This window comes from Chryseobacterium sp. X308 (genome assembly GCF_020733145.1).
In the GTDB taxonomy this organism is placed as follows: domain Bacteria; phylum Bacteroidota; class Bacteroidia; order Flavobacteriales; family Weeksellaceae; genus Chryseobacterium; species Chryseobacterium cupriresistens.
Genome location: NZ_JAJFZH010000002.1, coordinates 89984 through 110290, shown reverse-complemented (window position 1 = coordinate 110290; position 20307 = coordinate 89984). Strand labels below are relative to the sequence as shown.

Here is a 20307-nt window from a genome sequence, read left to right as displayed (position 1 = left end):
AACATTTTCAAATAAGTTGAAAAAAAGATTATAACCAAGACGACTTAAATTTCCAAACAAGAGAAAAGGCAGCCAATGGCTGCCTTTTGTTTATTATTTTGATCCTTTTATATCTTTAAAAGTTCAATGGTTCTTTCCGGACTTTCCGCTGAGAAAACAGCATTTCCTGCCACAAGAACATCAGCTCCGGCTTCAAATAATTTAGAAGCGTTGTCAAGATTTACTCCTCCGTCTACCTCGATAAGTGCTGTAGAGTTGTTGCTTAAGATCAGATCCTTGGTTTCAGCAATCTTTTTGTAAGTATTTTCGATGAACTTCTGTCCTCCAAATCCTGGATTTACACTCATCAGCAATACAAGATCTACATCTGCAATAATATCTTCAAGCATTAATACCGGAGTAGAAGGATTTAAAACAACACCTGCTTTTGCTCCTTTGCTTTGAATATGGTGAATGGTTCTGTGAAGGTGGGTACATGCTTCATAATGAACAGAAACAAGATCAGCACCATGATTGATGAATTCATCAACATATTTTTCAGGTTCCACGATCATCAGGTGAACATCCACAAATTTTTTAGCATGCTGCTGAACGGTTTTCATTACCGGAAAACCAAAAGAAATGTTAGGAACAAATCTTCCGTCCATGACATCAATGTGGAACCAGTCGGCCTGAGAATTATTCAGCATTTCAATGTCTCTTTGCAGATTCCCAAAGTCTGCTGATAAAAGGGATGGAGCAATAAGCTTCGTTTTCATTTTTACTTTTTATACTTTTACTTTTATTATCCTATTGAAAATGAATGGTCATGGGTGAAGTAATAATTGGCTAGATATCCTGTTATTAAAATCACTTCTATGACAGATAACTTTTTATTGTTAATATTTATGAGTAGAAATCTGTCGATTACAAGCAGTCCAAACAGTAATAAAAAGAAAATTATTTCTATTGTAATTCCTAGGCTTCCACTGGGATCGGGTGTAAATAATTGATAGACAATTAAAGGAATTCCTAGCCCTACAAGTGTAATAAATACAATAGAGATAAAGGTTGGTCTTTTTATTAAATCAGAAATAACCTTCATTTTAATTAATGATACTTCAGTTTCATTTCCGGCTTGATCTTAAGAACTGTTTCATAGATAAGTTTGATGACATTACCTACATCTTCCTTAGATACCATTTCTACCGTAGTATGCATATAACGCAAAGGTAAGGAAATTAAAGCACTTGGTACGCCGCCGTTAGAGTGGGCGAAGGCATCTGTGTCAGTTCCGGTTGCTCTGCTGGCTGCAGCTCTCTGGAATGGTATTTTCTTGGTCTTTGCGGTGTCAATAATTAATTCTCTGATGGTGTGGTGAACACTTGGTGCGAAGAATACTACCGGCCCGGCACCACATTTCTGATCTCCTTCTTTTTTCTTTTCAATCATTGGAGTGGTAGTATCATGGGTAACGTCAGTAACGATAGCAATATTAGGTTTGATGGTGTCAGCAATCATGTCTGCTCCGTATAAACCTACTTCTTCCTGTACAGAATTGGTAATATAAAGCCCGAACGGTATAGATTTTTTATTTTCTTTTAGCAGCCTGGCCACTTCAGCAATCATGAAACCGCCGATTCTGTTGTCCAGAGCTCTGCAGACAAAATATCTGTCGTTCATTTCAAAGAATTCATCCGGGTAGGTGATCATACAACCTACAAAAATTCCCATTTCTTCCACTTCTTTTTTAGAAGTCGCACCACAGTCGATGAAGATATTTTCAATTTTAGGCGTAGGCTCGTTCTGATTGGTTCTTGTATGAATAGCCGGCCATCCGAATACTCCTTTTACAATACCGTTTTCACCATGGATATGCACAACTTTTGAAGGAGCAACCGTCTGATCAGAACCTCCGTTTCGGATAACGTAAATCAGTCCATCATCTGTAATATAATTGACATACCATGAAATTTCATCAGCATGAGCTTCAATTACTACTTTAAATTCAGCTTCCGGATTGATGATTCCGTAGCAGGTTCCATAATGATCTACTTCAATTTTATCTACGTAAGGTCTGATGTAGTCCATCCAGACTTCCTGTCCTTTATGTTCGTAACCGGTTGGTGATGAAGTGTTTAAATATTTTTCTAAAAATTTCAAAGATTTCTTTTCAAATTTCATAAAAAGGAATGATTTTTGCGTTCAATTTTTGTTCTTATAAGTGTAAAAATAATGAATTTTAGTAAGATTATCTGCCTTTTTATTCTCTTTTTTGGAGTAAGTGTTTTCGGTCAGAAGGATGGGATAGTGGCAAAACCACTCAATCAGTACCCGCCTGAATCTCTGAAAGTGGATGAATTTGGTAATAAATATTATTATGACGAACAGCAGAAGATTAAGGTGTATGAAATCAATGGAGAGCCTGTAGTTGTATTGGATGAGTTGGTTTTAGTGAATAAACCGAGATTTAATAATCAGCTGGATAAGAATTACTATTATTTTCTGAATAAAAAGCTGTACAGGGTGTATCCGTTATTTGTGACCGCATTGCAGCAGTACAGGGATATCCAGAAAGATATGACTGATCTGGACAGCAAAGCCAAAAGGAAGTTTGTAAGAGAAAGACAGAATATACTAGCTGACCAATATGAAAAGCAATTGAGAGATCTTACGACTACCGAAGGACAGGTTTTTGCAAAGCTGATGAACAGGGCAACCGGAAAAAATGTATTTGAGATTATCAAAGAATTAAGAGGCGGATGGAGTGCCTTCTGGTGGAATGTAAAAGGCAAAATGGCTGATATTGATTTGAAAGAACGCTATGATCCGCACACCAACAGAAGTGATGAATTCATAGAGTCATTACTGCAGTCCAACTGGAACTCAGGTTACCTGCAGCCTTATCCCGGAGCTAATGATTTTAAAGTAAAGAAATAATATAAATTCCTGTAAGCATTCTTACAGGAATTTTTCTTTTAATTTATCAAATACAATTTTATCTATGGGAAGAGGAAAAGGATTGTCCGGTCTGTCGATATCAATCCATTCTGTTTTTTCGATACAGGGATCCAGAATAATAAAGTCTTCCTCGTTAACGATATCTACTATATAATATATGGTAAGAAGCTGTTCGTTTTCTCTGAAACGGGAGACCAGAAAATTTTCCTGAGTATAGAAATGTTCCAGCACATTGATTTTTACATTCAGTTCTTCATCAAACTCACGGTGCAGACATTCAAGAACTCCTTCACCGTATTCCAATCCGCCGCCCGGAAATTTCATTAAAGGTTCGCCGGCATATTCTTCAAATAAGGTTAAAACTTGTTTATCTTTTACCGCACAGGCATACACTCTAATGTTGATCTTGTCTATCATATATATAATGTATAATATTTTGTATAGCTAATGTAAGGAATTTTGTTGGAAAAAGCCGGAAGTTGGAAGCGTGAAGCTGGAAGTTTAATACTATCTGTTTCTAATAATATTGAATCAACGTATCTTATATATTGATTATTATTTTTAAAATAAAAAAATCAAAATTAATTAAGCACCCGGCTGTAAACATCCAGCTTCCTTCTACAACTTAATTGCATTTATCATCTCTCTTTTTCCCGGAGGTCCTTGTTTTTTCTCCACCTTGAAATTCAGTTCCTGAAGAATTCTTCTTACGCTGCCTTTAGAAGAGTAGGTGGTTAATAATCCGTTAATGGCCATTTTGTCAGCTACGAGTTCAAACAATGGCTTTTCCCAAAGGTCTGGCTGTACTCTGGCTCCAAAACAGTCAAAGTAAACAAGATTAATTTTAGGCAGATCAATGTCTTTCAGGTCGAAAAAATCACATTCTATCTTTTTTAAATTGAATCCACTAATAATTTCTACTGACTTTTCCCAATCTGCCAGATGAATTTTCTGATAAATATTTTTAAACTCTGGGTTATCAAAAAGTTCAAAGTAAGCCAAATCCTTAACTTCGGATTCATTTATGGGGTATTTTTCGAGCGAAAAATAATTGATGACATGATTTTTGTCAGTTTTTAAATATTCATTAATTGTTACCAAAACATTCAAACCTGTTCCAAAACCGAGTTCTAAAATATTAATTTCGCAATCATTTATTAAATTTAGTCCATTTTTGATAAACACGTGTTCGGCTTCCTGTAAGGCTCCGTGATGAGAATGGTAGTTTTCATTTAAATCATTGATAAACAATGTTTTACTTCCGTCGTTCGTGGTCTTAATTTCTCTTTTCAAGCTAATTTTTTGTCAAATTTACTCTAAAATTTTTATATTTAGAAAATTATGTTAAATTTGTAGAACATCGTAAAAATTTTAAAAAATGATAATTCAAAAAACTGAAAACTCCAGAATTTCTACATTTGACCCTAACAATTTTTCATTTGGTAGTACTTTCATCGATCATATGATCATTTGTGAGTATGAAAACGGAAAATGGGGTGATGTAAAATTAGTTCCTTACGGTCCGATTCCATTTACGCCTGCCATGATGGGAGTAAACTACGGACAAGCTTGTTTTGAAGGTATGAAAGCCTATAAAGACAAAGACGGGCAGGTTTTCCTTTTCAGGCCTGAAAAGAATTTTGAACGTATCAACAAGTCAGCGAAACGTCTTGCTATGCCGGAAGTGACTGAAGAAATGTTTTTAGACGGATTGAAAGCTTTGGTAGATATTGACAGAGAGTGGATTCCACAGGGGGAAGGAATGTCGCTTTATATCAGACCTTTGATTTTTGCTACAGAGGAAGCTTTGAAAGCAAGAGTTGCTAATAAATATATGTTTGCCATCGTTGCAACACCGGCACAGAGTTATTATTCAGAACCGGTATCTGTAAAGATCTCTGATCACTATTCAAGAGCGGCAAACGGAGGGGTAGGTTCTGCAAAGGCTGCAGGTAACTATGCGGCTTCTTTCTATCCGACACAATTGGCCATTGAAGAAGGGTATGAGCAAATCATCTGGACGGATGATGCTACACACGAATATTTCGAAGAGAGTGGTACAATGAACGTATTTGTCAGAATCAACGATACGATCTATACGCCGCCAACATCTGAGAAAATCCTTGACGGAGTAACGAGAGACAGCTTCATTCAGTTAGCGAAGAAAAGAGGTATCGAAGTGAAAATTGAACCGATTGCGGTAAAAACTGTAATTGAAGCTTTAAAGAACGGTGAACTTAAAGAAGTATGGGGAGTAGGTACAGCAGTAGTAACCACTCAATTCCAGGCTTTAGGATATCAGGGAGAAAAACTTGCGCTTCCGAGATTATCTGATGAAGAAAGCTATGCGGCTATCCTTAAGAAAGATCTGGTAGACTTACAAACCAATTTGTCTGAAGATCCGTTCGGATGGAGAGTGATGGTAGGTCACGTATTGGAAACAGTATAATACTATTGATATAACGATATGAAAGCCGGGTTTTTCCCGGCTTTTTCGTACCTGTGTATTCAAGTAAAATGCACGAAGACTTTTTGGCTGGGATCAATGCGTTACAACATTCACATATTTCTGTGTCAAGTTTTGTAATTGATTCGCGAAATGTGTATTTTCGCAAAAGTTTATGAAAAAAATACTCTTCATATCAGCCATAAGCCTGTTGAGCTGCAACAGAAATACACAGACGGTGCATCCCCCTGTAGGCGGGGTTTTGAGCCAGAAAGATCTGGATGTTTCTAAAAACAGGATGAAAAATTTAAATGGTATAGAACGTGGCCAGATTCAGGACTGGATCAGTGGCCAGTCTGTAAAATACTATCCTACGCAGCTTAATTATTGGGTAACCGTGGAAGGCTATGATCAGAGAGAAAGAAGGAAAGATGAAACAACCATTTCCTATTCTTATGATCTGTATGATTTTGACCAGACTAAAATCTATGATCAACCTTTTGAAAGAAGAGATGCCAGATTCGGACACTTTGATGAACTGAGAGCAGTGGAGAACGCTTTGCGTTTTATACATGATGGAGAGGAAGTAACACTTTTGGTACCGTCTTCTTTGGCCTACGGAACTTACGGAGACGAAAAGAAAATAGACAACGACATTCCATTAATCATAAAATTAAAAGCTTTATAAATACATGAAATTGTTTAACAAGAATATAATTCTGGCAGCGGCAAGTATTTCGCTGATGAGTTGTACCCCAATTTATAAAAAAATGAACGTAGACAAAGAAACTTACGAAGGTCTTAATGACGGACTTTATGCCAATCTTCAAACTACAAAAGGTAACATGATTGTGAAGTTTGAGGACAAGAAAGCACCAGTAACTGTAGCCAACTTTATCGGTCTTGCAGAAGGGAAAATCGATAACAAAGCTAAGGCTAAAGGAGTTCCTTACTATGACGGAACTATTTTCCACAGAGTAATCAAAGATTTCATGATCCAGGGAGGTGATCCTCAGGGAACAGGAATGGGAGATCCCGGATATAAATTCGAGGATGAAAAGAACGATCTTAAACATACAGGAAAAGGGATTCTTTCTATGGCTAACTCTGGGCCTAACACCAACGGTTCTCAGTTCTTCATCACTGAAGTTGCTACACCTTGGTTAGACGGAAGACACACGATCTTCGGAAAAGTGGTAAAAGGAAATGAGGTAATTGATGCGATTGCTAACGTTGAAAAAGGAGCTCAGGACAAACCTAAAACGGATATCGTTTTAGAAAAAGTTTCTGTTTTCAGCAAAGGTGACGAATACAAGCACTACGATGCGGCTAAAACTTTCAATGAAGGAAAGGCTAAAATCGCAGAAAACAATAAAGCTTTCATCGCTAAAGAAGAAGCTGAAAAGAAAAAAAGAGAAGAAGAATTCAAAGCTAACCAGGAGAAATTGGTTGAAAACCTAAAAGCTGGTATGCAAAAAACTGAATCAGGTCTTTACTATAAAATTACAAAAACAGCTGACGGAAAAGCTCCAAAGGCTGGTGACAACGTATCTGTTCACTATGCAGGTAAACTGGTAGACGGAACTGAATTCGATTCTTCATTCAAGAGAAACGAACCTATCGAAATTCCAATCGGAATGGGAAGAGTAATCAAAGGATGGGATGAAGGTATCCTGTTATTGAAAGAAGGTGAAACTGCTACATTATTGATCCCGCCTGCAATGGCTTACGGAGAAAGAGGAGCAGGAGGAGTGATCCCGCCAAACTCATGGTTGGTTTTCGATGTTGAGCTTGTAAAAGTAAAATAATTGAATTTCACAATAGTATCAAAGCCGTCCGTAAGGATGGCTTTTTTTATTCTGCTCTCAGAAATATTCTGTAACGATCTGTGTAAATGGTACGACCCATTTTATATCCGGAAAGGCTCACTGTTTTTCTGATACGAATTATTTTAAACTGTAACAATAATAAAGAAAATGAAAACCAAATCACTTCTGTTTCTGTTCATTATGCTGTCGTTGATGGCTTTTTCCCAGACTAAAGCAAATCCTGACGATGCAGCGATAAAGAAATCACTTACCTATTTTGTCAACAGTATTCAAGCTAAACAAATGAATCAGGCAGTAAACGGTATATACCCAAAATTCTTTACCATAGTTTCAAAAGAGCAGATGACACAGATTTTGAATATGACTTACAATAATCCATTCATGAAAATTGAAGTACAGGATCTGAAGTTCGGAAATATTGAAAAACCTGAGCTCATAACCGGTGAGTATTTTTCTGTTACCCCTTATTTTCTGAAGCTGAAATGCAATGTCAGTTCATTAAACGATGATATGAAAAAGAGAATGAGCGGTGCTTTGACAGCCAAATACGGTGCAAATAATGTGAAATATGTCGCCAGCGAAGGCTCATATCTCATCAACGCCGTTATGAAAGCCTGTGCGGTTTCAAAAGATAAAAAGACATGGAAATTTGTTATTCTTGAAAAAGAATATAAAAAAGAACTGGTGAAGATCTTGCCGAAGAAAATTCTGGATAGGTTTTAAAGTGGTAAGCATTAACTTTTATATTAAAAAACATAGAAACAAAGATTTCAGTAAGGCTTTATCACTTCTGTCTTATAATTAATAAAAGAGCAAAATAAAAGAATATATTTAACCTGGCTTACGACCAGATAAAGTGCATAAAAAATCCGAAGAAACTCGATACTTCTCCGGATTTTTTATTGTCTGGCTATTTATGTCGGCTTATTTTAAAACGACTCATGTGTTATAATAAAGTGTACAACTAATTTATTATAATTTGTTTGATCACAGGCTCTATAGCGATGTATAAATAATGTGTAAAAAAGAAACACCCTGAGTATAGCTGGTTGGTCCTCCTGAACTTGTTACACAGCTTATTACTTCTCCCGCATTCAGTAATTTTACAAAGGTTCCCCCAAAAGACCTTTTATTTCCTGTTAGTTTGGTGCCGGAAAATGCCCAGTTATCTTGGCCTGCGTTAATATATAAACTGACCGCAGCATTTGGATCTACATTTTCAAGCTTTACACCTGCTACAATCTGGTATACACCTGTTTTTGCCACAGTATATGTGTTGTTTGATGCATTCCAGGTACCGGTTCCTGAAGCGTTAATGTTGATCAATCCAAATTTTACATTATTCATTGCCCCATTTCCTGCCAGGTAAGTGGAGATGGATGATCTCTGTTCTGCATTAAAAATATTATTGGGAATCTTTAGTGAATTGATAAAATTCGTGGAATTGATTTGTGTGATAGCACCTCCGCCATCAGAAAGTACAATTCCTGAATTAAGAGCCGTATTGACAAAATCTATTTTGCGGATTCTTACATTCCCATTCACGTCCAATGTGCGATCAGGGTTACTGTGATTAAGACCTACATTTCCGTTTGAAGTTATTGTTACTTTAGGCGTGTTGTTGGTTGTCAGATTAAGATTATTGGCGGTTGTCGTTCCTACATAGGCAGCTCCTCCTCCAATGTAGGTTTTCAGATTGATGGTTCCATTACTGTGGTTGATCCCGAAACTATTATCTGGTGTTTGTACGGTCAGTTTGGTATCCGGTATGTTTGTTGCTATACCTACATTTCCGTTTGAAGTTACTGTTACTTTTGACGTATTGTTAGTGGTCAGGTTAAGGTCATTGGCAGTTGTGGTTCCTACATAGGCAGCACCTCCTCCAATGTAGGTTTTTAGATTAATGCTTCCATTACTGTGGTTGATCCCGAAACTATTATCTGGTGTTTGTACAGTCAGTTTTGTGTCCGGTTTATTTGTTGCTATACCTACATTTCCGTTTGAAGTTACTGTTACTTTTGATGTGTTGTTAGTGGTCAGGTTAAGGTCATTGGCAGTTGTTGTTCCTACAAAAGCAGCACCTCCTCCAATGTAGGTTTTCAGATTGATAGCCCCATTACTGTGGTTGATCCCAAAACTATTATCTGGTGTTTGTACGGTTAATCTGGTGTCAGGATTGGTTGTTCCTACACCAAGAAGGTGATTGGCTGCGTCTACAGAAACAGTATTTCCATCTATAGAAAAAGCATTGACCCTGTTACCTGTGAATGCTAGAGTATTTGAACCCTGTGTTACAGTTCTGTTTCCTGTAAGACTACCGTCTGTTGTATAAATATTAGATGGAGAAGTTGTGTTTTCGCTACCTGCTGTAGCTCTCCATGATGAATTAGTGAAAACAAATTCTTTTATTTTATTATTACTAACAGTCGTTCCATTCAATATAGCATCAAATCCACCTGTTGTATTATTATATACAATCAGACGCTGACCCGGATTAGGTGCTGCCGGCGCTGTAATAGTTATTGTTGCAGTAGCTGATCCCGTAAGTTGTACCTGGCTCACATTGCTTGGGATGGTGGCTGTATTACCACTCACGGGTAAGGTTGTTTCACGGGTGGTAATAGCTCCATTAATATCCAGTGTTGTTCCTGGGTTGGGTGTATTAATACCTACATTGCCTTTCTGAGCATAGAGTGACAGGTTCACAAATAGTAAACCGACTAATAGTTTTTTAGAAATCATCATTTGTGTTTTAAGTTTATTATTTACCCGGTATGGGTGTTCTTTTTTTTAGTCGGCAAATTTGCTTAAATTTTCTTGTTTTTATAGAAAACACGCATACATCAAATGTACACCATTCATTTGTGTACTATTTAAGAAGGGGTTATGTTGGTTAATTTGCTGTTTTTTACTCGATGTTAATGTTGAAATGCATTTTAGTGCATGAGTTGAAGGTGTTATTTTTTTTCGAAAATTGAAAGTGATTTCATGTTCTGTGAATAAAATCCAAATTTCATTTCAGGTATTAAAATAATACCGTCCCGAAAAAGACGGTTTTTTGTTTCCTGAAAATACCGTAGAAATACGGATTTCGGTATGAATTTATTACTTCTATCTTTATCAAGCACTTAAAAGAACAAAATAAAAAAATATGTTTGACCTGAATTACGACCAGATAAAGAAAATAGAATCTGAAGTATGCAAAGAACACAGTAGGCATCCGGAATTTGTAAAAACAGATGAAGGTTTTGGAATAAAAGCCTGCTGTGAACCTTTCAAAGAAGAACTGGTTGAAAAGTCAGGGAAAATGATTGAAGAAGAAACAAAGAAGATCCTTGAAGAAATGACGAAGGATCTGTTTAAAGAATAAGTTTTTACGATGTTAAGATAACTTTGTTATCGGAAGCTGCTCCGGATGGGGTGGCTTTTTTTGTGGCTACTACTGAATAAAATTATTAATATTAATAGAGTAGGATTATAAACAAAAACCGCCCCCAAACAGGGCGGTTTTCTCAGTAAAATAAATTGAAAAGTTATATGTTCTATTATCTTTTCTTCATACGCGTTCCGGCCAGGGAACTGATGAATACAAGGCCAAACCCGATATAAGCGGCAAATGCCGTCAGGTATATAATTAAGCTGTTAAAGCTAGGTTTTAAGGCGTATACCAACACTGAAAATGCAGCAAAACTTAACACCATCAATAGGCTCCATATATGCAATTTTGCAGCATCTTCATTTCTCTTAAAAATCATTTCAAAAAAGGCTCTCATCATTACTAACATTTTAAGGGTTATACATTAATTTATAGCATAAAGGCGCACTCATCACGGTAAAAAGAAGATATTCCTTTACTGGGCTAAGGTTCACGATGACTTTGCCATTTATTTATATCCCAATACCGGGCTGAAAGTCCGGGATATTTTTGTTTTTTTTGAATCAATCAATGATTCCTGGTTATTGTGATACCAGTCAGATACGGGTGCAAAACTGCTGTGAAAAACTAACGGGGGTTAATTAATCACGAGCCCGTATCTTTTACGGCATCGTAGAAAAAAAAGGATTCATATACTAGATATGAACTTGAATCAGTGGAAAAACTGAAAATCCACAGAAAACCTTTTTTCTCATCCTTAGTGTTTTTTTAATTTTTTCTCAAGAATTTATATGCCAATATCATGCCAAAATTCTGTTTGTTCGATTAACACTTTGTTTCACGGGATTGATGAAAGCAGTGGTGAAGCGTTTTTTCTTCTGTTATTTCCTTAAACATAGAAAAATTTTCTGTTTTTTAAAGCTAATGATAATGAGCAAAGAAAATATTACGGACGAGAAGTATTTTTATGTATTTAAAATAAACCACTAATAACTCAAATGTTCCTGCACAAATTTCACAAATACAACAGACAGTTAAAAAAAATTTGGCTAAGATCATTCGCATCCCATAATATCAACTATTCAATTCGTGTTATTCGTGAAAACATTTGTGACATTTGTGTTTAATTTTAAAAACCACAAGTAACACAAATATTCTTTCACAAATAACACAGATAAATATAGGTAAGATCCGTGTCAATCTGTGGAATCAGTGGGATCTAAAGCCGTTTTAAAGATATCCATAAAATATAAAACAGGCTTCCTTCGTCCACGCTCTGGATTGCTGCCCATTCCTATTGATATTAGTGAATTCGTGTTATTCGTGAAATCATTCGTGTCATTTGTGTTTAATTGTAAGAACCACAAGTAACACAAATATTCCTTCACAAATAACACAAATAAATTACACGCAATCATCCGTGTCAATCTGTGAAATCAGTGGTTATAAAAATCTTAAGTTTAGGTTAAGCCCCATTCCTTTTGAATTTGTGTTATTTGTGAAATCATTCGTGTCATTTGTGTTTAATTGTAAGAATCACAAACACCACCAATATTTTTCACAAATTTCACTAATGGAATACTGTGAAATTTATTATGCATTACTATTAAAATAAAAAAACCGCCTTTAGAAAGACGGTTTCATATTTTACCAGTTTTTATCAATCATATAAATAATCTGAGTCAAAGCGGTGGCTCCTAATAAAAGCTCTCTTCGGTTCACCTTTTCAAAAGTATCTTCTTCTGTGTGGTGAATATCGAAATATCGCTGTGAATCCGGCATCAGCTCAGCAGCTGGAATTCCCATGTCGTGAAGCGGATAAAGGTCTGTTCCTGAAAACCGCTCTTCAAAATTATAAACTCCGTAAGGAAGGAATAAATTCGACCAGCTTTTAATCTGATTTCTTTTCGCATCATCCATATCCAGAGCAATGCCTCTTGGGGCAAAGCCTCCGGCATCTGTTTCAATAGCAAAAAGATGCTTTTCGTTTTTCTCTTTTACCGTTTTACCATACTGTATTCCGCCTTTTACTCCGTTTTCTTCATTGGCGAAACAAACAACCCTGATGGTGTGGTTATTCTGAATACCCAGCTTTTTAAAGGTTCTTAAAACCTCAATGCTTTGTACAATTCCGGCTCCGTCATCGTGGGCTCCTTCACCTACATCCCAGGAATCAAGGTGTCCGCCGACAACAATAACACTCTGGTCTTTTTTACCTGTGATTTCCCCAATAACAGAGTGGGAGAGCTTTTCTCCTTTCATTCCGCAGTTGGAGTTAAGTTTTGCATTAACTTTCTGTTTTTTCAGTAAAGCTTCCAGTTCATCTGCTGTCGTGCTTCCAATGGCTACCGCAGGGATTTTGGAAACTTTGTCTTCATAACGCATTGCTCCGGTGTGAGGCACATCATCAAAAGCAGAGGACAGAGATCTTACGATGGCAAATTTGCCTCCTTTTTTAGCGGTTAAAGAAGCTGCAGTTGTTCTGTATTTTGCAGCATCACCATAGGCTTTGAAAGTCTCTACAAATGACTGGCTGAAAGGGTAGTTGAAGAACACGATTTTATCTTTCACTTTTTCAGCAGGAAGTCTGTCATATTCTTCCATCGATTTTACCATGATGATTTCTCCCGAAACATCTTTTCCTCCTGTTCCTTCAGAATTCCCAAGGGAAAGCATTTTAAGGGTTTTCCATTTTCCGTTGGGAGTCTGGATGTGCAGAGATTCTTTTCCTCTTTCCCAGACAGGAATCATCACTTCCTGAAGCCATACTTTATCAGCTCCGGCATCACGAAGTTTCTGTTCTGCCCATTTTACAGACTTTTCATAGGCTTCGGATCCGCTTAAGCGGTGGCCTATATTTTTTGTAAGCTCTCTAAGCTCTGTATATCCTTTTCCGTTGTTCAAGATTTCTGTAGAGATTTTTCTGAACTGGACTGAATCTTCTTTAGACTGGCCAAATGCAGCCATTCCAAAAAGTAATAATGAAGTTCCTACTATCTTTTTCATTGTTTACCAATTTTTGTCAATCATATAAATAAGTTGTGTCATCACCGTAGAACCTAATAATAATTCTCTCCGGTTGATTTTTTCAAAAGTGTCTTCTTCGGTATGGTGAATATCAAAATAACGTTGCGGATCAGGAACGAGTTCAGCTGTAGGAACTCCCATTTCATGAAGCGGGGCAATATCCGACCCTGAATATTTTCCTTCAAAGTTGTAAACGCCATAAGGCAAAAACAGATTCACCCAGCTTTTGATCTGGTTTCTTTGAGGTTCATCCATTTCGAGGGAAATTCCGCGTGGTGAAAAACCTCCTGCATCAGATTCAATGGCGAAAATATGTTTCTCGTTATTTTCCTTGACCATCTTACCATATTGTTTTCCGCCTTTTGTTCCATTTTCTTCGTTGGCAAAACAAACGGCGCGGATCGTATGATTATTCTGAATCCCTAATTTTTTAAAGGTTCTTAATACTTCAATGCTCTGCACAATTCCTGCTCCGTCATCATGGGCTCCTTCGCCGACATCCCAGGAATCAAGATGTCCGCCCACAACAATAACACTTTGATCTTTTTTACCTGTAATTTCACCAATAACAGAGTGGGAAAGCTTTTCTCCTTTCATTCCGCAATTGGAATTAAGCTTTGCGGTGACTTTTTGATTTTTTAATACTGCTTCAAGTTCATCAGCTGATGTATTTCCGATTGTTATGGCTGGTATTTTGGAAATATTTTCGTCATAACGCATGTTTCCTGTGTGCGGAACATCATCGAAAGCAGAGGAAAGAGACCTGACGATGGCAAATTTTCCTCCTTTTTTAGCCGTTAATGAAGCGGCAGTTCTTCTGTAGGGGTTTGCATCACGATAAGAAATGAATGTCTGTACATTTTCCTGACTAAAAGAATAGTTGAAAAACACAATTTTATCTTTCACTTTTTCAGCAGGAAGCTGATCATATTCTTCCAGTGATTTTACCATGATGATTTCTCCGGAAACATCTTTTCCTCCGGTTCCTTCAGAATTTCCAAGGGAAAGCATTTTTACACTGTTCCATTTTCCATTAGAAGTTTTAATCTGTAATGATTCTTTTCCTCTTACCCAAACCGGAATCATCACTTCCTGTAGCCATACTTTGTCAGCTCCGGCATCACGAAGTTTCTGTGCTGCCCACTGAACTGATTTTTCATACGCTTCTGACCCGCTGAGGCGGTTTCCTATAGCTTTGGTAAGTTCTCTCAGTTCATTGTATCCTTTTCCGTTGTTCAGAATTTCTGTAGAGATTTTTCTGAACTGGACAGAATCTTCTTTAGACTGACCAAATGCTGCCATTCCAAAAAGAAGTAATAAAGTTCCTGTTATCTTTTTCATTGTTACCAGTTTTTATCAACCATAAAAATCATCTGTGTGAGGGCGACAGCTCCAAGAAGAAGCTCTCTTTTATTTACTTTGTCAAAAGTATCCTGTTCGGAGTGGTGATAATCAAAATATCTCTGGGTGTCTACGACAAGTTCTGCCAAGGGAATATCCAGTTTTTTCAAAGGTGAAATATCCTGAATGGCTTCTGTCTGGTCAAAATCATAAACGCCATAAGGCAGAAAATATTCTTTCCAGGGATAAACCAGTCTTCTTCTCTGCGGGGACATATCTAATGAAAATCCACGGGGAGAATAACCTCCGGCATCGGTTCCTAAGGCAAATACATGTTTTTCGTCTTTCTTTTTTACATAAGCAGCATACATCTCACGGCCTTGCCCGCCATTTTCACTGTTGGCATACAAAACAACGCGGATCGTATGGTTGTTTTCATATCCAAGCGCTTTCAGCGTTCTTAGCACTTCAATACACTGCACAACGCCTGTTCCGTCATCCACGGCACCTTCGCCAATATCCCATGAATCAAGCTGAGCGCCTAAAACAATTACTTTAGAGTCTTTTTTACCCTGAATTTCAGCAATGATATTAGGATTCGTAGTATCACCTTTTGATTCTGCGGTCATATTGATTTTCGCAGTCACTTTCTGTTTTTTCAATGTTTTTTCCAGCTCATCTGCAGATCTTACGCCAATTGATAAAGCCGGAATTTTAATTTTATCATCTGGTTCGTAGTAGATCATTTTGGCATGAGGAGTATCATCATTGGCGGTGGTCAGTGACCTTATAATTAAGGCTTTTGCACCTGTCTTGGCAATTACCGAAGCGGAAATTAATTTTGATTTTGCTGCCTGTAAATAAGAATCGCTTGTATTGATAACCCTCGGGTCCATAGGCACATTTACAAAAACTATTTTGTCTTTTAACTGTCCCAGCGACATGGCATTAAGTTCTGATGTGGAATTGATTAAAACAACTTCACCTGTCAGATCTTTTCCTCCAGTTCCTTCAGAGTTTCCGAAAGAAAGCATTCTGATGTTTTTCCAATCTCCATTTCCGGATTTGATCTGTAAAGATTCTTTTCCTCTGATCCAGACCGGCGCTTTAGCTTCCTGCCTCCAGATCATATTAATACCAATTTCCTTAAACTTTTTTTCAGCCCATTCTACAGCTTTTGCATAACCGGGAGTGGCGCTGAAGCGGGGACCGATTCTTTTGGTAAGTTCCCCGAGATTATCATAAGCGGTGCCGTTGGTCATAATTTCATCTGAAATTTTTCTGAACTCATCGTGATAATTAAATCTGGCAACAGTACCTTTTTTTGCCGGGCCTTTTTGTGGTTTTTTTTGAGAAAATAAAAATCCACTCAAAAAGAGTGGAAGTATAATGAATATTTTTTTCATTTATTATTTACTTATCTTTTCCATTGATAAAAGTAGGAAAAAAATAGTAATTTATTAAGGTTTCATGTCGTACATTAACAAGGCTGTAATTAATTTTGGCTCAATAAATGTACATTTTGGAGGCATGCTTAATTTCAGGTCTGAAATTTTAATCATATCATTAAAACTTACAGGATAAATTCCAAAGCCAACTTTACCTTCACCATTGTCTACTTTTTCTTTCAAAAGATTGATTCCGTTGATGTTGGAAGTTCCTTTTACATAAGAAATAAGTTCAGAGCTGTCCGGATCTTCAATTTTCAGGATATTTTTGAAAATATATTTGTCTAAAAGGTGGTGATCCAGGTTATCCAGAGACATTTCTTTCGAACGGAGATCGTGCTTTACGTGAAGAGAGTAGAACTTCCCATCCATATACATGGAGATATGGAATTTCTGAGAAGGGTAGTACGATGTTTCTCCTTTTTCGTGAATCAGGAAATATTTTTCAAGTTCTTTCAGGAAATCTTCCGGAGAAATACCATTCAGATCGTGTAAGATTCTGTTGTAGTCATGAATCTTTATTGACTGGTTGGAAACAATGAAACTATACACAAAGTTGTAAAGCTCTGTACCGTTATGTTTTTTGTTTTTCTCCTTATGGTATTTGGCATTCATTGCTGTGGAACCAATTCTGTGATGCCCGTCAGCAATATAAAATGAATCTATCTGATCAATCACTTCTTTAAACTGCTGAAGCTTCAGACGATTGTCTATTCTCCAGATTTTATGTCTGATACCCATAGAATCCACATGGTTGAAGATAGGAACATTTTTTTCTTCATGGTTCATCAGCAATTCAATTTTTGAATTGGCAGGGTAGGTAAGAAGTACAGGTTCTGCCTGCAGATTTACTTTTTCAAGGTAGTGAGCCAGTTTCTCCTTTTTCTGCGGGATGGTACTTTCATGTCTCTTGATTTTTCCATTCCAGAAATCTTCAATACTTGCCAATCCCAGAAGTCCTCTGAACATCTGTTTGTTGGGATAGATCTGCTCATAAAGATAGTAAGACGAATTGTCCTGGACCAATTTCTTTTCTTCCAGAAGTTCTTCAAAGGTAGAACGGATCTTTCGCAGGTTCCGGTCAATATCTTTAGATTTACTTACAACATAGGGTTTAATCATATTGATGTAAGTATTTTCAACTTGAGCTTTCTCCGCAATCTCTTCCTGGGTGAAATTATCCAGTGGATGGGTAGGGAAAGTACTCTCAAAGTCTCTATGAGGTCTTATTCCACGGAAAGGTTTAAAAACAGGCATATTTATCTTATAGTTTCTTTTTGTAGCTTAATAATTTGTTCTGCAAGTTCGACACCGATTTTCTCTTGCGCATCCACTGTATTGCCTCCTACATGAGGGGAAAGTGATAATGCGGGATTCATCAGTAAAGGCAGTTCCGGATTGGGTTCGTTTTCAAAAACGTCCAGTGCTGCTCCGGCTACTTTTCCCGACTCAATAAAATCGATAAGTGCCACTTCATTGATGACACCGCCTCTTGCAGTATTTACAATATAAACTCCATCTTTCATTTTTTCAAACTGAGGGGTGTCTATAATATACTCATTCGTTTTCGGCGTATTGATACTGATGAAGTCTGCATCTTTAAGGAATGCAGCCATATCATTGGTGGAAGTGATTTCAAAGTTCACAGACTGTCCGTTGAAGAAGTTCAGCGTAAGAACTTCTGTTTTCGGGCTTCTGGTCAGAACAGTTACTTTCATTCCTAAAGCGATTCCTATTTTTACAACTTCCTGGCCAATACTTCCAAAGCCGATTACTCCTAATGTTTTTCCTGAAAGTTCATACGCATTACTGAATGACTTTTTCATGGCGTTGAAATGAGTTTCTCCTTCCAGAGGCATCAGTCTGTTGGATTCGTGAAGGAATCTTGCCAGTGAAATAAAGTGGCCAAAAACCAGTTCTGCCACTGATTTTGAGGATGCTGTGGGAGTATTGATTACTTTAATACCTTTACTTCTGGCATATTCCACATCAATATTATCCATTCCGATGCCGCCTCTTCCAATGATTTTAAGGCCGGGGCACGCATCAATCAGATCCTGTCTCACTTTCGTTGCACTTCTTACCAGAAGAACATCCACATTATTATCGTTGATAAAATTAATAACGTGATCCTGAGCCACTCTATTGTCCAGAATATCAATTCCGGCTTCTTTTAAAGTGTTTTCTCCTGCTTTTGAAATTCCGTCGTTTGCTAAAACTTTCATGAATTATTTGATTTAAAGATTGAAAGAATTACCATTTCAACATTTTAAAACTGGGGCGCAAATTAATAAATTTTAATGAACTGCCCTTAATTCTTTCAATCTTTGAATTTTTTACTATTTAATTTATTTGAAAGACTTCATTACATCTACCAAAACCTGTACGCTTTCAATAGGCAGAGCGTTGTATAAACTTGCTCTGTAACCGCCAAGACTTCTGTGTCCGTTTAAGCCGCTGATCCCTGCTGCTTTCCATGCATTGTCAAATTCTTCTTTCTTGCTTTCGTCTGTAATTTTGAAAGAAACATTCATTAACGAACGGTCTTCTTTTACGCAGAAAGTTTCAAATAACGGGTTGCTGTCGATTTCATCATATAAAAGCTTAGCTTTAGCTTCATTTCTTTGTTCTGCAGCAGCAATTCCTCCGTTTCTTTCAAGATACTGAAGGGTAAGTAAAGAAGCATATACAGGAAATACCGGAGGCGTATTGTACATGGATTCTTTAGCAATGTGCTGGGAATAATCCAGAATAGAAAACATATTTTCTCTTCCTGTTTTACCAAGAATTTCTTTTTTAATAACCACTAAAGTAACTCCTGCAGGTCCCATATTCTTTTGAGCACCGGCATAGATCAGATCAAATTTTGAAAAATCCAGCTGTCTTGAGAAAATATCAGAACTCATATCACATACCATCAGCGTATCCACTTCAGGGAAAGATTTCATTTGAGTTCCGTAGATGGTATTGTTGGAAGTACAGTGAAAATAATCGTATTCTGAACCAACAGTATAGTCTTTAGGAATAAAAGAATAATTTTCTTCTTTTGAAGAACCTACCACATCTACCGTTCCTACTTTTTTAGCTTCTTTGATGGCTCCTGCTGCCCATGTTCCTGTATCCAGGTAAGCGGCTTTTCCACCTACTTTCATCAGGTTGTAAGGAACCATTGCAAACTGCAGGCTGGCTCCGCCTCCTAAATAAAGTACCTCATAATCATCACCAAGATTCATCAATCTTTTTACAATGGCACGCGCTTCGTCCATTACCGCAACGAAATCCTTGCTTCTGTGAGAAATTTCAAGAAGAGACAATCCGATGCCGTTAAAGTCAAGGATAGCCTGTGCTGATTTTTCAAATACTTCCTGTGGTAAAATACATGGTCCTGCGCTGAAGTTGTGCTTTTTGTTCATATTTTTATTTTTTGGGTGCTTTGGGATTTCAATATCCTTCAGCTTTATTTTGATTTATTGGATTTTGGGTCAAAAAAACCGCCTCACGGAAATGAGACGGAATTTTTTATTCGCCGTGTAAGAATGCTTTTTTATTAAGAAGAGCTTCTTCAGATTCTACATGATCTTCGTCTGGCACACAGCAGTCTACCGGACATACAGCTGCACACTGAGGTTCTTCGTGGAATCCTTTACATTCTGTACATTTATCTGTTACAATGAAATAGACATCATCACTTACAGGTTCCTGTGGTGCATTGGCATCTACAGTAAGTCCCGACGGCAGAGTAATTGTACCTTGAAGAGCCGTACCGTCAGAAGCTTTCCAATCTACAGCTCCTTCATATATTGCATTGTTTGGGCATTCAGGTTCACAAGCCCCACAGTTAATGCATTCATCAGTTATTTTAATAGCCATCGCTAATTTTTTTTAAATTTGCACAAAATT

The 20307-nt window shown here is 37.2% G+C and carries 19 protein-coding genes; 6 read left to right on the top strand and 13 right to left on the bottom strand.

The features are described 5' to 3' along the window. Nucleotides 1–107 precede the first annotated feature (107 nt). Complete coding sequence (gene rpe, locus LIV57_RS03545) at nt 108–758, bottom strand: ribulose-phosphate 3-epimerase (RefSeq protein ID WP_034698534.1); 651 nt, start codon at nt 756–758, stop codon at nt 108–110. Between the two features lie 331 nt (nt 759–1089). Further along, a complete protein-coding gene (locus tag LIV57_RS03540; RefSeq protein ID WP_227941439.1) occupies nt 1090–2163 on the bottom strand; it encodes a M42 family peptidase in 1074 nt (357 codons plus the stop codon). A gap of 51 nt (nt 2164–2214) precedes the next feature. Between LIV57_RS03540 and LIV57_RS03535 the strand changes: the two genes are divergently transcribed. Continuing rightward, nucleotides 2215–2919 carry a DUF4294 domain-containing protein gene (locus LIV57_RS03535; protein ID WP_227941438.1) on the top strand — a complete coding sequence of 235 codons (705 nt, stop codon included), beginning with the start codon at nt 2215–2217 and terminating at the stop codon, nt 2917–2919. Between the two features lie 21 nt (nt 2920–2940). Here the strand turns inward: LIV57_RS03535 and LIV57_RS03530 are convergent, their stop codons facing one another. After that, nucleotides 2941–3357, bottom strand: coding sequence for an NUDIX domain-containing protein (locus LIV57_RS03530; RefSeq protein WP_110011642.1), 417 nt, complete (start codon nt 3355–3357; stop codon nt 2941–2943). Nucleotides 3358–3558: 201 nt separating this feature from the next. Further along, nucleotides 3559–4233 carry a tRNA (5-methylaminomethyl-2-thiouridine)(34)-methyltransferase MnmD gene (gene mnmD / locus LIV57_RS03525; RefSeq protein ID WP_062670352.1) on the bottom strand — a complete coding sequence of 225 codons (675 nt, stop codon included), beginning with the start codon at nt 4231–4233 and terminating at the stop codon, nt 3559–3561. A gap of 85 nt (nt 4234–4318) precedes the next feature. Here mnmD and LIV57_RS03520 point away from each other — a divergent pair, with 85 nt between their 5' ends. From LIV57_RS03520 to LIV57_RS03505, 4 genes are all read left to right on the top strand, one after another. Next, a complete protein-coding gene (locus LIV57_RS03520) occupies nt 4319–5389 on the top strand; it encodes a branched-chain amino acid aminotransferase (RefSeq protein ID WP_202842759.1) in 1071 nt (356 codons plus the stop codon). A gap of 172 nt (nt 5390–5561) precedes the next feature. Further along, nucleotides 5562–6074, top strand: coding sequence for an FKBP-type peptidyl-prolyl cis-trans isomerase (locus LIV57_RS03515; RefSeq protein WP_227941437.1), 513 nt, complete (start codon nt 5562–5564; stop codon nt 6072–6074). Between the two features lie 82 nt (nt 6075–6156). Next, nucleotides 6157–7194, top strand: a complete 1038-nt coding sequence (locus LIV57_RS03510; protein WP_227941776.1) for a peptidylprolyl isomerase — start codon at nt 6157–6159, stop codon at nt 7192–7194. A gap of 168 nt (nt 7195–7362) precedes the next feature. Then, on the top strand, nt 7363–7938 hold the full coding sequence (locus tag LIV57_RS03505) for a hypothetical protein (protein ID WP_227941436.1): 576 nt from the start codon (nt 7363–7365) through the stop codon (nt 7936–7938). 273 nt (nt 7939–8211) lie between these two features. Here LIV57_RS03505 and LIV57_RS03500 read toward each other — a convergent pair whose 3' ends face one another. Next, the gene (locus tag LIV57_RS03500) at nt 8212–9960 is read right to left on the bottom strand and encodes a beta strand repeat-containing protein (RefSeq protein ID WP_227941435.1); all 1749 of its coding nucleotides are present in this window, start codon (nt 9958–9960) and stop codon (nt 8212–8214) included. Nucleotides 9961–10366: 406 nt separating this feature from the next. Here LIV57_RS03500 and LIV57_RS03495 point away from each other — a divergent pair, with 406 nt between their 5' ends. After that, nucleotides 10367–10585: a hypothetical protein gene (locus tag LIV57_RS03495; RefSeq protein WP_227941434.1), complete on the top strand. Its 219-nt coding sequence runs from the start codon at nt 10367–10369 to the stop codon at nt 10583–10585. Nucleotides 10586–10760: 175 nt separating this feature from the next. Here LIV57_RS03495 and LIV57_RS03490 read toward each other — a convergent pair whose 3' ends face one another. The 8 genes from LIV57_RS03490 to LIV57_RS03455 all read right to left on the bottom strand — a co-directional run bounded on the left by LIV57_RS03490 (nt 10761) and on the right by LIV57_RS03455 (nt 20277). Next, nucleotides 10761–10991, bottom strand: a complete 231-nt coding sequence (locus tag LIV57_RS03490; protein WP_202842742.1) for a hypothetical protein — start codon at nt 10989–10991, stop codon at nt 10761–10763. 1247 nt (nt 10992–12238) lie between these two features. Then, a complete protein-coding gene (locus tag LIV57_RS03485; protein WP_227941433.1) occupies nt 12239–13597 on the bottom strand; it encodes a M20/M25/M40 family metallo-hydrolase in 1359 nt (452 codons plus the stop codon). A gap of 3 nt (nt 13598–13600) precedes the next feature. Next, nucleotides 13601–14959, bottom strand: coding sequence for a M20/M25/M40 family metallo-hydrolase (locus LIV57_RS03480; RefSeq protein WP_227941432.1), 1359 nt, complete (start codon nt 14957–14959; stop codon nt 13601–13603). A gap of 2 nt (nt 14960–14961) precedes the next feature. After that, complete coding sequence (locus tag LIV57_RS03475) at nt 14962–16365, bottom strand: M28 family peptidase (protein WP_227941431.1); 1404 nt, start codon at nt 16363–16365, stop codon at nt 14962–14964. Nucleotides 16366–16419: 54 nt separating this feature from the next. Then, nucleotides 16420–17664, bottom strand: a complete 1245-nt coding sequence (locus LIV57_RS03470; protein ID WP_137903953.1) for a DUF1015 domain-containing protein — start codon at nt 17662–17664, stop codon at nt 16420–16422. Between the two features lie 2 nt (nt 17665–17666). Further along, the gene (locus LIV57_RS03465; RefSeq protein WP_227941430.1) at nt 17667–18632 is read right to left on the bottom strand and encodes a D-2-hydroxyacid dehydrogenase; all 966 of its coding nucleotides are present in this window, start codon (nt 18630–18632) and stop codon (nt 17667–17669) included. A gap of 123 nt (nt 18633–18755) precedes the next feature. After that, nucleotides 18756–19820 (bottom strand): 3-phosphoserine/phosphohydroxythreonine transaminase, encoded by a 1065-nt coding sequence (gene serC, locus LIV57_RS03460; RefSeq protein ID WP_110008633.1) that lies wholly within the window; start codon nt 19818–19820, stop codon nt 18756–18758. A 106-nt stretch (nt 19821–19926) separates the two neighbouring features. Continuing rightward, the gene (locus LIV57_RS03455; protein WP_002980006.1) at nt 19927–20277 is read right to left on the bottom strand and encodes a 4Fe-4S binding protein; all 351 of its coding nucleotides are present in this window, start codon (nt 20275–20277) and stop codon (nt 19927–19929) included. Nucleotides 20278–20307: the final 30 nt, after the last annotated feature.